Origin of the sequence: Jannaschia sp. R86511 (assembly GCF_042466345.1) — a bacterium.
Lineage (GTDB): Bacteria > Actinomycetota > Actinomycetes > Actinomycetales > JBBAYJ01 > Aquipuribacter.
Genome location: NZ_JAXHCD010000001.1, coordinates 3234256 through 3249272, shown reverse-complemented (window position 1 = coordinate 3249272; position 15017 = coordinate 3234256). Strand labels below are relative to the sequence as shown.

Genomic DNA, 15017 nt, shown 5'->3' with positions numbered 1-15017 from the left:
GTCAGGGGTCGTCCGGGGGGTCGTCGGGCCACAACCGGGTGCCCGCGAGGACCACCCCGAGGGCGTCGTCCTCCTCGGCGCGGACCACGCCCTCACCCAGGCGCCACCGCGGGTCGGCGTACTCCACGCGCAGGCTCACGCCGGCCGCGCGGTGGCGGTCGAGCAGGCGACGCAACGGCTCGCGCAGCAGGGAGCCCGACTCGTCGTCCACCGCCGACAGGCGCTGCGGCAGCAGCACCCGCACGGCGAAGGGCTCCCGCTCCTCCCAGGCGAACCCGAGCTGCAGCGACGGCTCGAGGGTCTCGCCCACGTCGGCGGCGAAGACCGCCTCGTCGAAGCGCCCGGCGAACGGGCGCGGGGCGGGCGGCCCGGTGACGCCGCCGGTGCGGGCCTGGCGCGTCAGCACGGTCCAGCGGCTCTCGCCGCGCGGCAGCACCAGCGGCCCCACGGCGGCCGCCCCGTGGGGCAGGCCGGAGGGCAGGTCGAACGCCGAGGCCACCGGGGCGGTGACGGCGAAGCGGCCCGCCTGGCCGCCGACGGGCTCCCCGCCGGGCACCGGAAGGCCGCCGTCCGGCTCGGTGAACGAGAAGTCGTCCGAGGCCAGCGCCTGATCGGCGTCGGCGAACACCGCACCGTGGAAGCTCCAGGCCGAGCCGGTGACGTCGCTGCCGCCCAGGCTCACGCGCCCGCTGGCGCCGAACGACAGCTCGGCGCCGTCCGGCACGTCGCCCTCGAAGGCGACGCCGGTGCCCGTGCCGAGGTGGACCACCATGGGCCGGACCGTGCGGTCCCCGGTCCCCAGGACGCGCACGCTCACGCTCACGTCGTCCAGCCCGCCGCGCAGCACCCGGGTGCGCTGGCCGTGCCGCTTGGGGGAGGGCTCGATGTCGGCGTGGCGGAACGGGTTCTCCTCCAGCGCGAGGACGTCGGGGTGGGGCGAGAGGTCCGGCGGCGGTGGGGACGGGGTGCCGTCCGGGGCCGGCGGTCCGGGGGGCACCGTGACGGTGTGGCTCTCCGTGCACGTCGCCAGGTGCCACCAGTCGTCGGCCACGTGCCGGACCGCGCCCACGCGCAGGCCCACGTACGCGGCCGCCGCGGTGAGCAGCCCCGAGGGGGTGCCGTTGCCCCTGGTGTGGGCGATCAGGACGCCCCGCACGACCTCGCGCCGCCGGGCCATGAGGCCGCGGTGGTGCAGCGCGCGCGCCAGGGCGGCCGCGACGGCTTCGGGCTCCGCCGTGACCGCGGCGTCCAGCGCCGCCACCGGGACCGCGAGGTGCGCGGCCAGCGCGGCGGTGTCCAGCGGCTCGGTGCCCACGAGGTCACCCAGGGCGCCGGTACGCAGGTCCAGCAGGGCCAGGCGGGCGTCGGTCAGGCCGTGCAGCGAGGCCAGGGCGAGCAGGTCCTGGGTGGTGGGTGCCTCGCTGACGCGGTGGGCGGTGCGGACGTCCTGGACCTGGCGGGTCAGCACGTCGACCCCGGTGGCCAGGGCCGTGACGACGGCGCCGAGCCGCTTGCCGGGGTCGTCGGCCTCCAGGTAGCGCGGGAAGCGCGCGAGGATGCCGGCGGCCCGCCGGCCCTCGACGGGGACGCCGACCCGTTCGGGCGCGGCTCCCGTGGTGTCGGTCGTGACGGTCATGACACCGTCTCCTCGGTCACGACGACGCTGCGGATCCAGATCTGCTGCGCGGGGCCCACGGGCACCGTGACGTCGGTGGCGCTGACCCGCACGCCCTCGTCGAGCAGCTCCACGCGGTAGGAGATGCTCTCGACCGCGTAGTCGTCGGTGGGGTCGAGCAGCCCGGTCAGCACCGACGTGCTCACCTCCGGCGGCGTGACCTGCAGGGCCTCGACGAGGCGCCGCTCGATGTCCGCGCGGGCCGCCGCCAGCGCCGTGCCCGCGGGTTCGGAGGCCGCGAGGCCGCGGCGTTCCAGCACGACGGTGAGGTCGAGGACGATGCGCTCGCCGCGCAGGACGACCGTGAGGTCGGCCGCGTCGAGCGTGGGCTTGCAGGCCGCCGGCGGCCGGATGTTGAACCGCCGCAACGGCTCCGCGGCGTCGCGGTCGGCGGCCCCGATCTCGAGCACGGCGTCGAGCACGCCCTCTACGGCCATGACGGTGGCCACCAGGCGGTTGTAGACCACGGGCTCCCCGACGGCGACGGCGCGGACCGCCGCCGTGAGCGCCTCTCCCGTGCGGGCCTCGAGGTCTCGCCGCTGGTCCTCCCGCAGCGCGGTGTCCGCCGGCGTGACCGTGAGCAGGGCCTCGAGGGGCAGCAGGACGCCGTCCAGCCGGACGCCGGCGCCCGGGCCGTCCCCACCGCCGCCGCTGTCCTGGGGCAGCGTGGGGTCCGGTGCGGTGGGGACGACGAGGTTGTGGTCGATCCGCACCCCGGCGGGCCGGGCCTCGCCCAGCGCGGCGTGCGCGAGGGCCGCCGTCGCGGCGTCGATCGGCGCGGCCACGGTGACCCGGACGACGCCGGGGAAGGCCAGGTGGTTCTCCTCCACGTGCACGTCGGCCTCGCCGATGCCCTCCACCGCCGTCAGCGCCCCGACGATCGCACCCACGGTGGAGCGGCCCGCGACGTCGAGCGAGCGCTGGATGCGCGCCCGCAGCGCGACGTCGGTCTCCGCCCCGCCGCGGAACGCCATCGGTTCGGGGTTGATGACGTCGTCGACGCCGAAGATCGGTCGGTGCAGCACGGTGAGGGTCCGGGCCGCGGCGACGCCGGACGGCCCGGCGGTCAGCGCCCGGACCGGCGCCTGCACCGAGACCGTCCCCCGACGCAGCGTCACGGTCTCCGTGGTCTCCACGGTGGCCGCCACCGGTGCCTGCGCGTCGGTCGACACGAGGGTGCCGGCCAGGACGGTGATGTCGGCGGGCGCCGGCGTCGTCCGGCTGACGACCACCTGGCCGGCGGCCTGCGTGGCGCCGCGGCGGTCCACCCCCACCAGCGCCGCGAGGCCGTCGAGGTCGCGGCCGGTGGCGGTGTCGACGAACGCGCCGTCGTAGACGGCGTCCAGCTGCAGGGACAGGACGGCCAGCTCGCGGGCGAAGGACTCCGCGAGCGTGCGGGTCACCGAGCCCGGCGTGCGGTCGGTGAGCACGGGCGGCGGGCCGCCGGGCGCGCGGTCGAAGCCCACCCAGAAGTCGGTGCCCAGGTCGGGGACGGTCGCACCGGCGGCGGCCACCCCGGGCGAGGCCTCGCGCCACACGAGCGTCCCGTCGGGGCCGAGGTCGAGGTCGACGCCCTCGACGAACAGGGTGAACTCGCCCGCGGCGATGCCGTTGACCCGCAACGTGCCGGCCTGGACCCGCTCGTGCTCCCCGAGGCGGTACGGCCGCTCCTCCTCCAGGTAGCGGAAGCGCACGCGGCTGACCCCGCCGGTCAGGTTGGCCAGCAGGTCGGCGGCGAAGAGGCCGAACGGCTCGGCGGCGAAGCTCACACCGCACCCCCGGCCAGCTCCAGGGGCAGGACGACGTCCAGGGGGCGGTCGTCGTCCACCAGCCGCACGGTGAGCTCGATGCGCACGACGCCGGTGCGGCGGTCGGGGCTGGTGACGACGCACCGGTCGACCCGCTGCACCCGCCGCTCCTGGCGCAGGCAGGCCAGGACGTAGAGCTTGACGAGGTTGCGGGTGCGCTCGCTGTTGGGCTCCCCGACGAGCTCGTGGTGGCGGCTGCCGTACTCGGGGTGGCCCAGCGGGGCCAGCTCGCCCTGCCGGGTCATGAGCCGGTTGACCAGCAGCTGGACGGCGGAGTCCACCCTCTCGGTGACCGCGACGTCGGCCAGCGGCAGCCCGGGCCCGGGGCGCGCGGTCGTCAGCAGGTCGCCACCGTCGAACCCGCCCGCGGGGCCGGCCCAGACCAGCGCCAGGTCGCGCCCGAGCCGGGGCCACAGCCGCTCGAGCTCGGTGGCGCTGCGGCGGACGGCGGGCGGGCTCACGGCGCGGTCCCGTCGATCACGTACGGCGCGGCGGGCGGGCCCAGGACGAGCAAGACCCCGGGACCGCTGGGGATCCGGTCGCCCAGGCGCACCAGGGCCTGGCCCGCGACCTGCACGCCGGTCGAGGCCCCCGGTGTGCCGATCGGCAGGGTGTAGGGCACGCCGGTGCCGCTGTTGACCATGGTGCACAGCGAGCCCGCGGTGGCCAATGGCATCCCGCCGGCGGTCGCGACGCTCTGCAGCACGGCGGTGATGACGCCGCTGTCCGGCGGGCCGGCCGCCCCGGGAGACAGCAGGACCGAGCAGCCGATGCTCACGACCGGGCCGGGCACCTCGCTCACCCGGCCGAGAACTGCGTCGTGCCGGCGATGGTCGTGGTCGCGCCCTTGAGCGTGGCGGAGCCGGAGCCCTCCACGGTGACGCTCGCGCCCGTGAGGGTGGCCGACGTCGCCGCCTCCAGGGACAGCGACCCGTTGGCCTTGAGGGTGATGTCGCCGGCGGCCTCGAGGGCGATGGCGCCGTCCTGCTCCACGGTGAGGGTGGTGGAGCCCATCGTGACAGTGAGCGCGGAGTCGGTCAGGGTCAGCGTGCTGCCGTTGGGCAGCTGGACCTCCAGGCGCCGCTCGCCCCCGCTGTCGGGGACGGCGTAGACCACCTCCTCCGGGCCGGCGTCGGGGGACGGCGTCCCCGCGGCGTGCAGCGCGCCCAGCACCACGGCGCCGTTGACGTCGCCGTCCACGAACCCGACGACCACGAGGTCCCCGGGTCGCGGCACGGCGGAGATTCCCGGACGGGCCACCGCCACCGGCACCGACTGCAGGACCAGGCCCGAGCCGTGCAGCCGGACGTCGCACTCCACGTGGTGCTCGCCACCGCCGCCGTCGTTGGTGCGGGCGGCGTCCACCACGCCGAGGCCGATACCGCGCTGGGCCGCCAGCTCGCGCCGGACCACCTGGGTCATCAGGGGGACGAAGGTGCTCACGAGGCCGCCTCCACGTCGAGGTCGCACACGTACCCGGTGCCGGCCCCAAGACCGTGCCGCACGGCCAGCAGGCGGTAGCTCGACCTCGACCCGCCGGCGTCGACGTCCGCGGTGGTGCCGGCCCGCAGACCGGGGCGACCGGTCACACGCAGCCGCCCGGTGCGACCACGACGCGCCGCCGCTCCCGCGGCCGCACCGGTGGCCGCGTCGGCCGCCTCCCGGGTGCGCAGGGCCGGGTCGAGCACGCTGACGGTGCGGCCGTCGTCCGGGGCCGCGTCCAGCAGGTGCCAGGCCCGGGCGCTGGCGGGGGAGACGCGGGGACCGGCCGGGCCGGCCGCGACCCCGGCCAGTCGCGAGCCCCGCGAGGAGCTGACGAGGTCCGCGCCCTCGCGCAGCGCCGTCCCGCCGAGTCCGAGGGCACCGGCCACGGCGCCCAGGGCCGCGCCGGCGAGCCCGCCCGGCCCGCCGCCGGCCGCCGGCGCGGGAGAGAACGTCAGGGCGCCGTCCGCCGTCGTCGTGACCTGGTGCCCGGTCCGCCGGGCGAGGTCGTGCAGGCTCGCCCAGACGCTGCGGCGCGGGTCCACGTGCAGGGCGGGCAGGGTGAGGGACGCGTCGATCGTGCCGGCGTCCACCTCACCCTCACCCAGCAGGTCGCGCACCACCTGGCCGAGCGTCGTGGCCCGCCACGACCGCCCCACGTAGGTGCGGCTCAGGCGGTGGCTGGGGGCCAGGGCCGTCACCAGGGTGCCGCCGGGCCGCAGGTCGACCCCGGTCACCTCGGCGGCCAGCACGGCCTGCGGGTCGCCGTCCCCCGTGCCCAGGGCCACGGTGAGCGGGTCACCGGCGGCCGCCCGGGCCAGCTTCGACCCCGGCCACAGCCACAGCAGGACGGCGTCGTGCGCCTCCGACAGGGACAGGTCCACCTGCAGGCGCGCGACGCCTGCCTCCGCGAGGCTCAGCGCGGTCCCGGACGCCAGGGCCAGCCGCGCGTCGGGGCGGGGCGGCGTCACGGTGCCCCTGCTTCCAGCCCGTACCGGACGGCCTCCCGCCGCAGCAGCTCCGCCAGGGCCGCCTCCAGCCCCTCGGGTGCTGTGCCGAGGTCGTCCTGGCCGATGAGGCCCCCGGCGTCGTGGGAGCCCGCGCCCCCGTCACCGAGCCACCCTGACGGGGCGTCCCGGTCGGGCCCCGCCCACGCCGAGCCCCGACCCTTCGCGTCGGCCGGGGGTACGGGCCAACCGTCCCCGCCCGAGCGGGCGGCCGACGGCGGCCCCGCGGCCGGAACCGGCCCGTCCGCCGCCACCGTCGCGACCTGCTCGTCCGCCGCCCGTGGTGGGTCCTGGGGTGCCCGTGCGGCTCCGGCGTCAGCCGCCGGTCGCAGCGGTGCGGTGCCCGCGCCCGGGGCCCCTCCGGACCGCTCCGGCTCGTCGGCGGGCGACTGAGGGGAGGGGGGCCAGGTGTCGCCCGACGAGCCGGCCCCGGGAGACCCGGTGCCGGGCGGGAGCGGCGGCGGCTCGTGGCGTCGCAGCAGCTCGGCCAGGCCACCACCGGTGCCTGCGGGCGCGGGGGGAGCGGGCCGGGCGGCGGCCGCCACGGCGCCCGGTCGACGGCGACCGTCGGCGCCGGAGCCCGGCGCCGACGGGGCCGGGTGCTCGGCCCGCGGGTGGGGGCCCGGCGACCGTGGCCCTGCCCAGGCCTGCTCGGCGCCGGACCGCTCCGGGACGGTGCGTCCGCCCGTGGCCGGTCGCATCACCTGCAAGACGGAGGTGACGTCGGCGTCCTCGCCGCCGTGCGGGGCGTCCCGGGGTCCGTCGGCCGCGGTGAGGGGTGGCGGCGGGACCACCGGGGGCGCGGGGACGGTCGCCGGACCGGGCCGCGTCCGGCGGTCGCGGCCGCGGGGGGCCACGGCGTCGGGGTCGGGCGTCGCCGCTCGGGCGTCGAGGCCGGCGAGAGCGAGGGTCAGGGCGTGGCCGGCGGCGGCGGAGGTGCCCGTGACGCGCTCGGTCCACCGGGCCAGCGGCCGCGTCAGGGACCGGTGCTCGACGAGGGGGTCGCAGAGCCCGGCCGTCGTGCGCCGCAGGGCGCCGGTCGCCTCGAGGCGCGACAGCCCGGCCGCCACGGCGCCGCCCCCGGCGAGCGAGCGGGCGGCCCGCCGCACGGCGGCGTGACCCGGCAGCCACGGGAGCGCCGTCATGACGCCACCCGCTCCCCGCGGCCGAGCATCTCGAGGTACAGCAGCACCTGGCCGACGGTCAGCTCGGCGCAGTGCTGCGGCGTCCAGCCGAACTCGCGCGCCAGCACGAAGCAGGCCCGGGCCAGCGGTGCGTGGACGGCGTCGGCCAGCTCGTCCGGCGGCGTCGCCAGACCGCTGACCCGGTTGACCTCCCCGAGCAGGAACTCCACGAGCCCGGCGGGCAGCCGGTGGACCTGCTCCACGGTCAGCCGCGGCTCGACGAGGGCCTGGGAGACCATCAGCGCGCCGGTCAGGTCGCCGTCGGCGCCCCCGGCCCGGTTGAGCCGGGTGATGTCGGCCAGCACGAGCGGGCGCAGGACGACCTGCCCGCCGCCGTCGGGCGCGAGGTGCTCCGGCAGCGCCACCCGGTGGGTGAGCGCGGCCCCGGCGAGCAGGTCCTCCACGCTGAGCGTGGCCGGCGCGGGCACCGTCACCCCTCGTCGCCCGCGCTGTCCTCGGCGCCGATCCACAGGGCACGGAACGACACCGACTCCAGCACGAACTCGTCCTCGGGCATGACGAACGACCAGCCGTCGAGCTTGACCCCGTGGACGGTCAGCGTGGAGCGCTGGCCCGGACGGGCGGGGTTCTCCAGCAGCAGGCTGAGGTTGAACGTGGGGCTCACGAACGGCCCGGCCGGGCGGGTGCCGGCGCCGGCGTCGCCGAGCATCAGGCGCAGCAGCGCGCCGTTGATGTGCGCGCGGCCCATGGTGCCGGTCACGTCGACGTTGCCCGCGCGCAGCTCGGTGGCGTAGCGCTGGCCCACCTCGTGGAAGGGGCGCATGGCCGACGTGACCTTGACGGTGACGTCGGTCGCGCGTCCGATCGGAGCGAGCGAGAACGCCTCGGCCACGGTGGAGGCGGCCAGTCCCTCGGGGCTGGCGGCGTCGTCGACGGCGATGGTGATGGCGCCGTCCATGCCGGTGTAGACGTTGGTGTTGGGCACGGCGGGTCCCTCTCACTCCAGGTTCATGGTGACGCGGATGTAGTCGATGGAGAACGTGGGTCGCAGGGTCATGACGACCGAGCAGATCCCGGCGCGTTCCTGCGGCCGGGAGGCGGACACGTCGAGGGAGTAGTCGACGAGCATCTCGTCGAGCACCATCTGCGACAGGAAGCCGTCGAGCGTCGCCTTGAGCGCGGCCCGCACCCGGGCGTTGTTGAGCTTGCCGATGTAGGGGTCGGACCCCTGGCGCACCCCGGCCTTGGCGTAGTCGACGGTGCGCCGGATGCTGATCTGCCGGAACGCCCCGCCGTCGGTGGTGATGCCCCGGACCACCTGGGTGCCGAACTTCTGCCGCACGAGCAGGACCCGCTGCTGCAGCAGGCTGGTGAGCAGGGGCGTGGCGTACCGGACGTCCGGGACGACGGGCAGCACCTTGTTGGTCAGGCTCACGTGCGGGGCCAGCTGGGAGAGCTTGCCCGCGACGACGGCGGCCGTGTACGCGGGGGGCAGGTTCACGCCGCTGCCGCTGGCCGCGTCGGTGGTCGCGACGCCGGGGGCCACGAGCACGATGCGGTCGTCGGACGTCGCGGCCGCGTCGCTCTCCACGCCCGGCGCCGACGTCGCGGTGCCCGACGCGCGGGCCCCGAGGACGGCGATGCGCTCGCGGCCCTCGGACTCGGTCCGGTCCAGGTGCGCCAGCACGATCGACCCGACGACGTCGGCCCCCAGCCCGGCCACGAGGAGCAGGTTGACCGGCTGGGTCTCCAGCGCGGCCAGCCCCGCCGCGACGTCGACCGGGCTGACGTCGGCGCCGTCGGTGCCGCCGGCCAGCGGGGCGCTGATCGGGTCGAAGGCCTGACCGGCGTTCGACACCGCCCCGACCGTGACCAGTGCCGACGCCGCCAGCTGGGCGTGCACCTGCCCGACGTCGGCGCCCTCGTAGACCTCCCGCCGCGCGCCCTGGGTGAGCGTGAGGCGCCAGCGGACGACGCCGGAGGAGCTGTCGGCGACGACGTCGACGGTGGTGTCCCGGCCCCAGGTGCCGGAGCTGTCGGGGATCTCGTCGCCCTCGCCGTCGGTGTGGCCCCTGGCCGTGAGCGTGAAGCCGTCGGTGTCCCCGGCGGCCCGCACCGCGAGCGTGGCCGGGGTGGGCGTGCCGTTGACCACCCGCACGGCGAAGACGTTGCGCGCGCCGCCGTTGAACGCCTGCTCCAGCGCCCTGACCAGCGTCAGGGGCCGGTCGGTGGTCCGCGGTGCGGCGAAGGCGTCGGGGCCGCCGAACGCCTCGACCGCCTGGGCGTAGGACCCGACCGGGACGGCGGCGCCGACGGGCCCGCGACCGGCGGTGCCCACGATGCCGACGTTGCCGGTCGAGATGCCGCCCACGGCGATGAGGCCCTCGGCTCGTACCTCGATGTAGGTGCCGGGGACCACCATCTCGGCGATGGACTCGCTCATGTCGGGACTCCTCGGGTGACGTCGAAGGGTTCGAAGGGCTCCGGCGCCTGGCCGGACCGGGTGGGTGTGAACGCCCCCGTGACGGCCACCCGGGTGATGACGCCCCCGCCGGTGGTCAGGACGGGGTCCTCGACCTCGGCGTCGAGGTCGAACAGCAGGCGCTGGCTGCGCACGGTGGTGTCGTCGTCGAGCCGGCCGGGGGTCACGGCGCCCCAGGCCAGGGGCGACAGCCGCAGCGAGACCCCGCCGTGGGACGGGCCGACGGCCAGCGCCTCCGCCAGGGCCCGGCTGGTGCCGCGGACCGCGGCCACCTCGACGGCGGTGACGTCCAGGGCCAGCGCTCCCTGGGCCCGGGAGGTCACCACGTCCCACCGCCCCACGTGGTAGGTGACCGTCAGGGTGCGGTCGGCGGCCAGCGCCGACCCGAAGCGCAGCGTGCCCTCGGCGGCGTCGGCCCGGACACCGCGCCCCGTCGGGCTGCTCGTGACCACGGTGAAGGGGGTGCCGTCGTCGGCCGACAGGTCGTCGGGGCCGATCGGACCGCCCTCGGTCCCGTCGGCGCCCACCAGGGGCCCGTTCGGCAGCGTGACGGTCAGGCGGTCGGCCGACAGCAGCGTGAGCTGCTCGCCGTCGCCGAGGTCCAGCACGGGGTTCGCGAGGTCGATGACGGCCGTCAGCTGCAGCGCGCCGGTCCGGGTCCCGCGCGGTACCCGCCCCACGCCCACGAGCGTGGTCCGGACGGTGTCGAGACTGAGGACGACGCACGGCAGGTCCGCCGGCCCGACGGGCGCGACGTCGTCGACGCGCGTGCCCGGGCCCATGGCGGCCGCGAGGCGGTCGGCGAGCAGGTCGACGACCCGGTCCAGGCTCACGGGCCCGCCACCCCCAGCGCCTCGCGCAGCCCGTCGAGCAGCGCGGGCACGGCGGCGGTGGCCGAGCGGACGCCGTCCAGGGCCGGCTCCAGCGGGGCGCTGGGGTCCGCCAGGGCCGGGATCCCGCCGAGCAGGCCGGCGAGGTCGAGGCCGTCGAGCAGGCCCCCCGCCAGGTCCATCAGGTCGTCCAGCAGGTCCAGGCCCAGGTCGCCGAAGGGGCTCGGCGGCTCAGGGGGTTCGACGTACTGGTGCAGCACCACGCGGTACCGGACGGCGTCGGTCCACTCGGCGGTCTCGGTGACCTCGAACTGGGTGATGACGACGTTCTCGAGCTCGCTGGACTCCACGATGTCGGCGACGAAGGGCAGCGGCTCACCGGCCCGGAAGGCCGCCTGGAGCTCGGTGAGGAGGCCGGTGCGCGCCTCGGCGCCCGACAGGCTGCCGGTGATCGCCACCGTGAGGCTCTGCCGGCCCAGGTCCTGGTGCAGGTCGCCGTCCAGGCCCGGCACCCCCAGGCGGGCCAGGCGGCGGGACTCCAGCAGCTCCACCTGCTCGATGCAGGGGAGCTCCCACTCGCCGATCATCGGCCGCACGATCACAGGCAGCACTGCAGCAGGTGCGGGGTCGCGGGGGCGTCGTCCCGGCGTCCCCGGCGCATCCCCACCGCGTCACCGCTGCGTCGCGGTCCCGTCACCGAGCCGTCACCACCGGGGGGAGGCACCACGGGCGGTGCCGGCCGGGGGCTGCCGGGGCTGGTGACGGCGCCGTGACGCCGCCGTGCTGCTCTGGTGGGCATGTCCCCGCGGTGGGCCGTCGCTGTGGTCCGCATCGAGCGCCTCGAGGACGGCGCCGACGCCGCGCCGCCGCGGCTGCTCGTGCGGGTCCTCGTCGGCCTGGACGACGGGGCCCCGCAGGTCGTGTCGCTGCGGGTCGCGGACGCCGAGGAGGCCCGCGAGCTCGTCGGGACCGCCGTCGACGGTATCTACGCGGTGCTGACGGCCTCCTCCTCCGCGGCAGGGCCGCGACCGACGCAGGGTCACGGGCCGCTCGAACCCGACCAGTGACGCCGGCGACGATCGGTGCCACAGTTGGGCCACCGTTCTGGGAGAGGTCGCGAGATGGGTCCACCGGCGACGACGGCACGACCGCGGACGACGGCCCGCCGGAGCACGGTGAGGTTGCTCGGCCAGTTCGGGGTGGAGCGCGCGGGGGAGCCGGTCGACGTCCCGGCCAGCACCCACCGCCTGGTCGCGTTCCTGGCCCTGCAGGGGCGTGAGGTCGAGCGCGGCTACGCCTCGGCCAGCCTGTGGCTGGACAAGTCCGAGCAGCGGGCCGGGGCCAACCTGCGCTCCGCGCTCTGGCGGCTGCGTCAGTGCCCGGTCGAGCTCGTCACCGTGACCGCCACCCACGTCGGGCTCGCGGCCGAGGTCGACGTGGACGCCGCCGACCTGCTGGTCCGCGCCCGGACCCTGATCGACGAGCGGGCGGGGGTCGACGTCGACGGCATGGAGGTGGGCGACCTCGCGCGGGACCTGCTGCCGGCCTGGTACGACGACTTCGTCGAGCTCGAGCGGGAGCGGTTCCGGCAGCTGCGCCTGCACGCGCTGGAGGCCCTCGCCCGCCGGCTGCTGCTGGCCGGTCGCCCCGCGCGCGCCCTCGACGCCGCCCTCACCGCGCTGGCCGCCGACCCGCTGCGGGAGAGCGCCCACCGGGCCGTGATCGAGGTGCACCTCGCCGAGGGCAACGTGGCCGAGGCGGTGCGCCAGTTCACGACGCTCGGCGCGGTCCTGGGCGCGCAGCTCGGCATCGCCCCGTCGTCCCGCACCCGCGCGCTCGTCGCCGCGCACCTGGCCGGCGACCGGGACCCGTCCGCTCCCGGGGCGGGGCCCGCCCGCCCGGGCGACGCCTCAGGCCCGGGGTCGGACCAGCTCGCCACGGGGCCTGCCCGGCCCGTGGTCCAGGCGCAGGCACGTCGACGGTCCGCGGCGGTGCTCGCCTGAGGCCGTGGTGCGCGGCCGCGAGCAGGCCGGGCTAGTCGTCGATCCCGCAGTCGTTGGGACCGGGGATCTCCAGGCAGGTCAGGCGTGCGTCGACCTCGCGCTCCCGCTCGGAGTCGTCGAGGGACAGGACGAAGGTCACCCCCGAGAGGACCAGCGCGGCGGCGCTCATCACGACCGCTGCCTTGACCGCGGTGTCCGTGCTCTGCTGGACGGCTTCGGACATGCGTCCTCCTCGGTGGCGCACGGACCGCCCGTGCGGGTCGGCGACGTGGCTGCGCGCCGGTGCGGCAACGATCCTCCTCGACCCGGGCGCTGGCAAGGACGCCTCCGGCCGCCGAACGGCCCGTCGGCCCCCGGCACCTCGGGAGGGTCCCGCCTCCGCCAGAGGTCGTAGACGCAGTGCCTGCTCGCGGGCGATGTGGCGCCGCAGTCATCTCGACAGGCTCGAGGTCCTCCGGACGAAGGCCCCGGACCAGACCGAGCACCTGCCGAGCACGAGGAGCGCGACCATGTCCCCGACCTACCACCAGACCCCCAGCCGGCGGCCGTCCCGCGGCCGCCCCGACCGCCCGGGGCCCCGCCTCCGACGTGGCCTCAGGTCCCTCGCGGCGCTCGCCCTGCTGGCCGTGACCGTCGCGGGGCTCGCCCCCGGCGCCGCGGCCGGGTCGAGCGTCGCTGACCCGACGCCGCCCCCTCCGGTCCCGGCCCCGGCCGGGCAGCACACGCTCGAGCCGTCCGACGTCGACGCCTGGCTCGACGGCATGCTGCCCGCCGCCCTGGAGCGCGAGGGCCACGCCGGTGCCGTGGTGGCCGTCGTGGCCGACGGCGAGGTCGTCACCACCCGCGGCTACGGCCACGCCGACACGGGCACGACGGGCGGGGAGGCCGTCCCGGTCGACGCCGAGCGCACGCTGTTCCGGGTCGGCTCCATCTCCAAGCTGTTCACGGCCACCGCGGTGATGCAGCTCGTCGAGCGCGGCGAGGTGGACCTGGACACCGACGTCGCCGAGTACCTGGACTTCGAGGTCCCGCGTGCCTTCGACGAGCCGGTCACGCTGCGGCACCTGCTCACCCACACCGCCGGGTTCGAGGAGCGCATCCGGGGCCTGATCGGGTCGGGCGACGTCGAGGTGGTCCTGCGCGACAGCCTGGCCGAGGACCCGCCGGAGCAGATCTACGCACCGGGCACCGTCCCGGCCTACTCCAACTACGGCAACGCCCTCGCCGGGTACGTCGTGGAGCGCGTCAGCGGGGTGCCGTTCGAGGAGTACGTCCGGCGCGAGGTCCTCGAGCCCGCCGGCATGACGTCGTCCACCTTCGCCCAGCCGCTGCCGGCGGGGCTGCGCGACCGGATGTCGCAGGGGTACCCCACCTCCGCCGACGAGCCCGGACCGTTCGAGATCGTCGGCGCACCGCCCGCCGGGGCGCTCACCGCGTCGGCACCGGACATGGCGCGCTTCATGCTGGCCCAGCTGGGCGAGCCCGGGACCCGGCCGCTGCTGCGGCCCGAGACCCTCGAGCTGATGCACGCGCCCGCGCTGGACGAGAGCACCCTCGGCACCCTCGCCGCCGGCCCGCGGATGACGCTCGGGTTCTTCGAGGAGAGCCGCAACGGCCACCGGATGCTCGGGCACGGGGGAGACACCCAGTACTTCCACTCCGACCTGCTGCTCCACCCGGAGGAGGGGGCCGGCATCTACGTCTCGGTCAACTCCTCCGGCGAGGACGGCTACTCCACGCTCGCGCTGCGCGCGGCCCTGCTCGAGGGCTTCACGGACCGGTACTTCCCGGCCGGGGCAGGGGAGACCAAGGCTCCCGACCCCACGCGCGGCAGCGTGGACGAGACCACCGCGAAGGAGCACGCCGCGGTCGTCGAGGGCAGCTACGTCTCGTCCCGCACCGTCCGGAGCAACTTCCTGGCCGCCCTCGAGGCGTTCGGCACCACCCAGGTCGAGGCCCGACCGGACGGTCGCCTGCTGCTCACGCCCGGCCCGACGTCGGCCGCGCCCGCGCTGTACGAGGAGGTCGAGCCCTTCGTCTGGCGCGAGGTCGACGGCCAGCGCACCATCACTGCGCGGGTGGACGGCGACCGGGTCGAGGCGATCGGCATCAGCCCGGCCTTCGCCCTCCTGCCGGCCCAGCCGGGACGCAGCCAGACCGTGCTGCTGCCGGTCGTCGGAGCATCGGCGCTGGTCCTGCTGGTGGCCGTCCTCGCGTGGCCGGTGGGCGCCGTCCGCCGCCGGGTCCGCGGGCAGACCCTGCCGCGCGGCACCGGTCGGGTGAGCAGGGTCCTGACCATGGTCGCGGCGACCTGCACCCTGCTCGCGCTCGCCGGCTGGGCCGTCACCCTGGTGTCCGTCATGAACCTGCAGGACGTCGCGCCCGCCTCCCTGCGCCAGGTCCAGGTGGTGCAGGTCCTCGGGTTGCTCGGCCTGGTGCCGGCGGTGCTGCAGCTGGTCGGCGCGGTCCGGCACCGGCACGGGTGGCGACGGGTCGCAGGCACCGGGCTGGTGGTGCTCGCCCTCGCCGGGATCGCGTGGTGCGCCGTCAGCCTCGGGCTGCTCGCGCCGTCGGTATCGTACTGA

17 protein-coding genes are annotated in these 15017 nt (G+C 76.8%); 3 read left to right on the top strand and 14 right to left on the bottom strand.

All coding sequences use genetic code 11. The annotated features are described in order from the left end of the window. Position 1 precedes the first annotated feature (1 nt). From SJY06_RS15265 to SJY06_RS15205, 13 genes are read right to left on the bottom strand one after another with little or no spacing between them, the layout of a single operon-like run. Positions 2–1636, bottom strand: coding sequence for a hypothetical protein (locus SJY06_RS15265; protein WP_380168393.1), 1635 nt, complete (start codon positions 1634–1636; stop codon positions 2–4). Further along, complete coding sequence (locus tag SJY06_RS15260; RefSeq protein WP_380168392.1) at positions 1633–3444, bottom strand: baseplate J/gp47 family protein; 1812 nt, start codon at positions 3442–3444, stop codon at positions 1633–1635. Before SJY06_RS15260 ends, SJY06_RS15265 begins: the two co-directional genes overlap by 4 nt. Further along, the gene (locus SJY06_RS15255; protein ID WP_380168391.1) at positions 3441–3944 is read right to left on the bottom strand and encodes a hypothetical protein; all 504 of its coding nucleotides are present in this window, start codon (positions 3942–3944) and stop codon (positions 3441–3443) included. The genes SJY06_RS15260 and SJY06_RS15255 overlap by 4 nt, the downstream gene beginning before the upstream one ends. Continuing rightward, positions 3941–4285 carry a hypothetical protein gene (locus tag SJY06_RS15250; RefSeq protein WP_380168390.1) on the bottom strand — a complete coding sequence of 115 codons (345 nt, stop codon included), beginning with the start codon at positions 4283–4285 and terminating at the stop codon, positions 3941–3943. Before SJY06_RS15250 ends, SJY06_RS15255 begins: the two co-directional genes overlap by 4 nt. After that, positions 4282–4926, bottom strand: a complete 645-nt coding sequence (locus SJY06_RS15245; protein WP_380168389.1) for a phage baseplate assembly protein V — start codon at positions 4924–4926, stop codon at positions 4282–4284. The genes SJY06_RS15250 and SJY06_RS15245 overlap by 4 nt, the downstream gene beginning before the upstream one ends. Continuing rightward, the gene (locus tag SJY06_RS15240) at positions 4923–5936 is read right to left on the bottom strand and encodes a hypothetical protein (RefSeq protein ID WP_380168388.1); all 1014 of its coding nucleotides are present in this window, start codon (positions 5934–5936) and stop codon (positions 4923–4925) included. Before SJY06_RS15240 ends, SJY06_RS15245 begins: the two co-directional genes overlap by 4 nt. After that, entirely contained in the window at positions 5933–7117 is a 1185-nt protein-coding gene (locus tag SJY06_RS15235; protein WP_380168387.1) for a hypothetical protein, read from the bottom strand. The genes SJY06_RS15240 and SJY06_RS15235 overlap by 4 nt, the downstream gene beginning before the upstream one ends. After that, positions 7114–7584: a hypothetical protein gene (locus tag SJY06_RS15230; protein ID WP_380168386.1), complete on the bottom strand. Its 471-nt coding sequence runs from the start codon at positions 7582–7584 to the stop codon at positions 7114–7116. Before SJY06_RS15230 ends, SJY06_RS15235 begins: the two co-directional genes overlap by 4 nt. 2 nt (positions 7585–7586) lie before the next feature. Further along, positions 7587–8102, bottom strand: a complete 516-nt coding sequence (locus tag SJY06_RS15225) for a hypothetical protein (protein WP_380168385.1) — start codon at positions 8100–8102, stop codon at positions 7587–7589. Between the two features lie 12 nt (positions 8103–8114). Continuing rightward, entirely contained in the window at positions 8115–9560 is a 1446-nt protein-coding gene (locus SJY06_RS15220; RefSeq protein ID WP_380168384.1) for a phage tail sheath C-terminal domain-containing protein, read from the bottom strand. Further along, on the bottom strand, positions 9557–10432 hold the full coding sequence (locus SJY06_RS15215; protein WP_380168383.1) for a hypothetical protein: 876 nt from the start codon (positions 10430–10432) through the stop codon (positions 9557–9559). Before SJY06_RS15215 ends, SJY06_RS15220 begins: the two co-directional genes overlap by 4 nt. Next, entirely contained in the window at positions 10429–11016 is a 588-nt protein-coding gene (locus SJY06_RS15210; RefSeq protein WP_380168382.1) for a hypothetical protein, read from the bottom strand. The genes SJY06_RS15215 and SJY06_RS15210 overlap by 4 nt, the downstream gene beginning before the upstream one ends. 11 nt (positions 11017–11027) lie before the next feature. Next, complete coding sequence (locus SJY06_RS15205; RefSeq protein ID WP_380168381.1) at positions 11028–11228, bottom strand: hypothetical protein; 201 nt, start codon at positions 11226–11228, stop codon at positions 11028–11030. Between SJY06_RS15205 and SJY06_RS15200 the strand changes: the two genes are divergently transcribed. Further along, complete coding sequence (locus tag SJY06_RS15200) at positions 11227–11496, top strand: hypothetical protein (protein WP_380168380.1); 270 nt, start codon at positions 11227–11229, stop codon at positions 11494–11496. The two genes, SJY06_RS15205 and SJY06_RS15200, sit on opposite strands and share 2 nt — an antisense overlap. Before the next feature lie 108 nt (positions 11497–11604). Next, positions 11605–12432, top strand: a complete 828-nt coding sequence (locus SJY06_RS15195; protein ID WP_380168379.1) for a BTAD domain-containing putative transcriptional regulator — start codon at positions 11605–11607, stop codon at positions 12430–12432. Positions 12433–12463: 31 nt separating this feature from the next. Here the strand turns inward: SJY06_RS15195 and SJY06_RS15190 are convergent, their stop codons facing one another. Beyond that, on the bottom strand, positions 12464–12655 hold the full coding sequence (locus SJY06_RS15190; RefSeq protein WP_380168378.1) for a hypothetical protein: 192 nt from the start codon (positions 12653–12655) through the stop codon (positions 12464–12466). A gap of 286 nt (positions 12656–12941) precedes the next feature. Between SJY06_RS15190 and SJY06_RS15185 the strand changes: the two genes are divergently transcribed. Then, the gene (locus SJY06_RS15185) at positions 12942–15017 is read left to right on the top strand and encodes a serine hydrolase domain-containing protein (protein ID WP_380168377.1); all 2076 of its coding nucleotides are present in this window, start codon (positions 12942–12944) and stop codon (positions 15015–15017) included.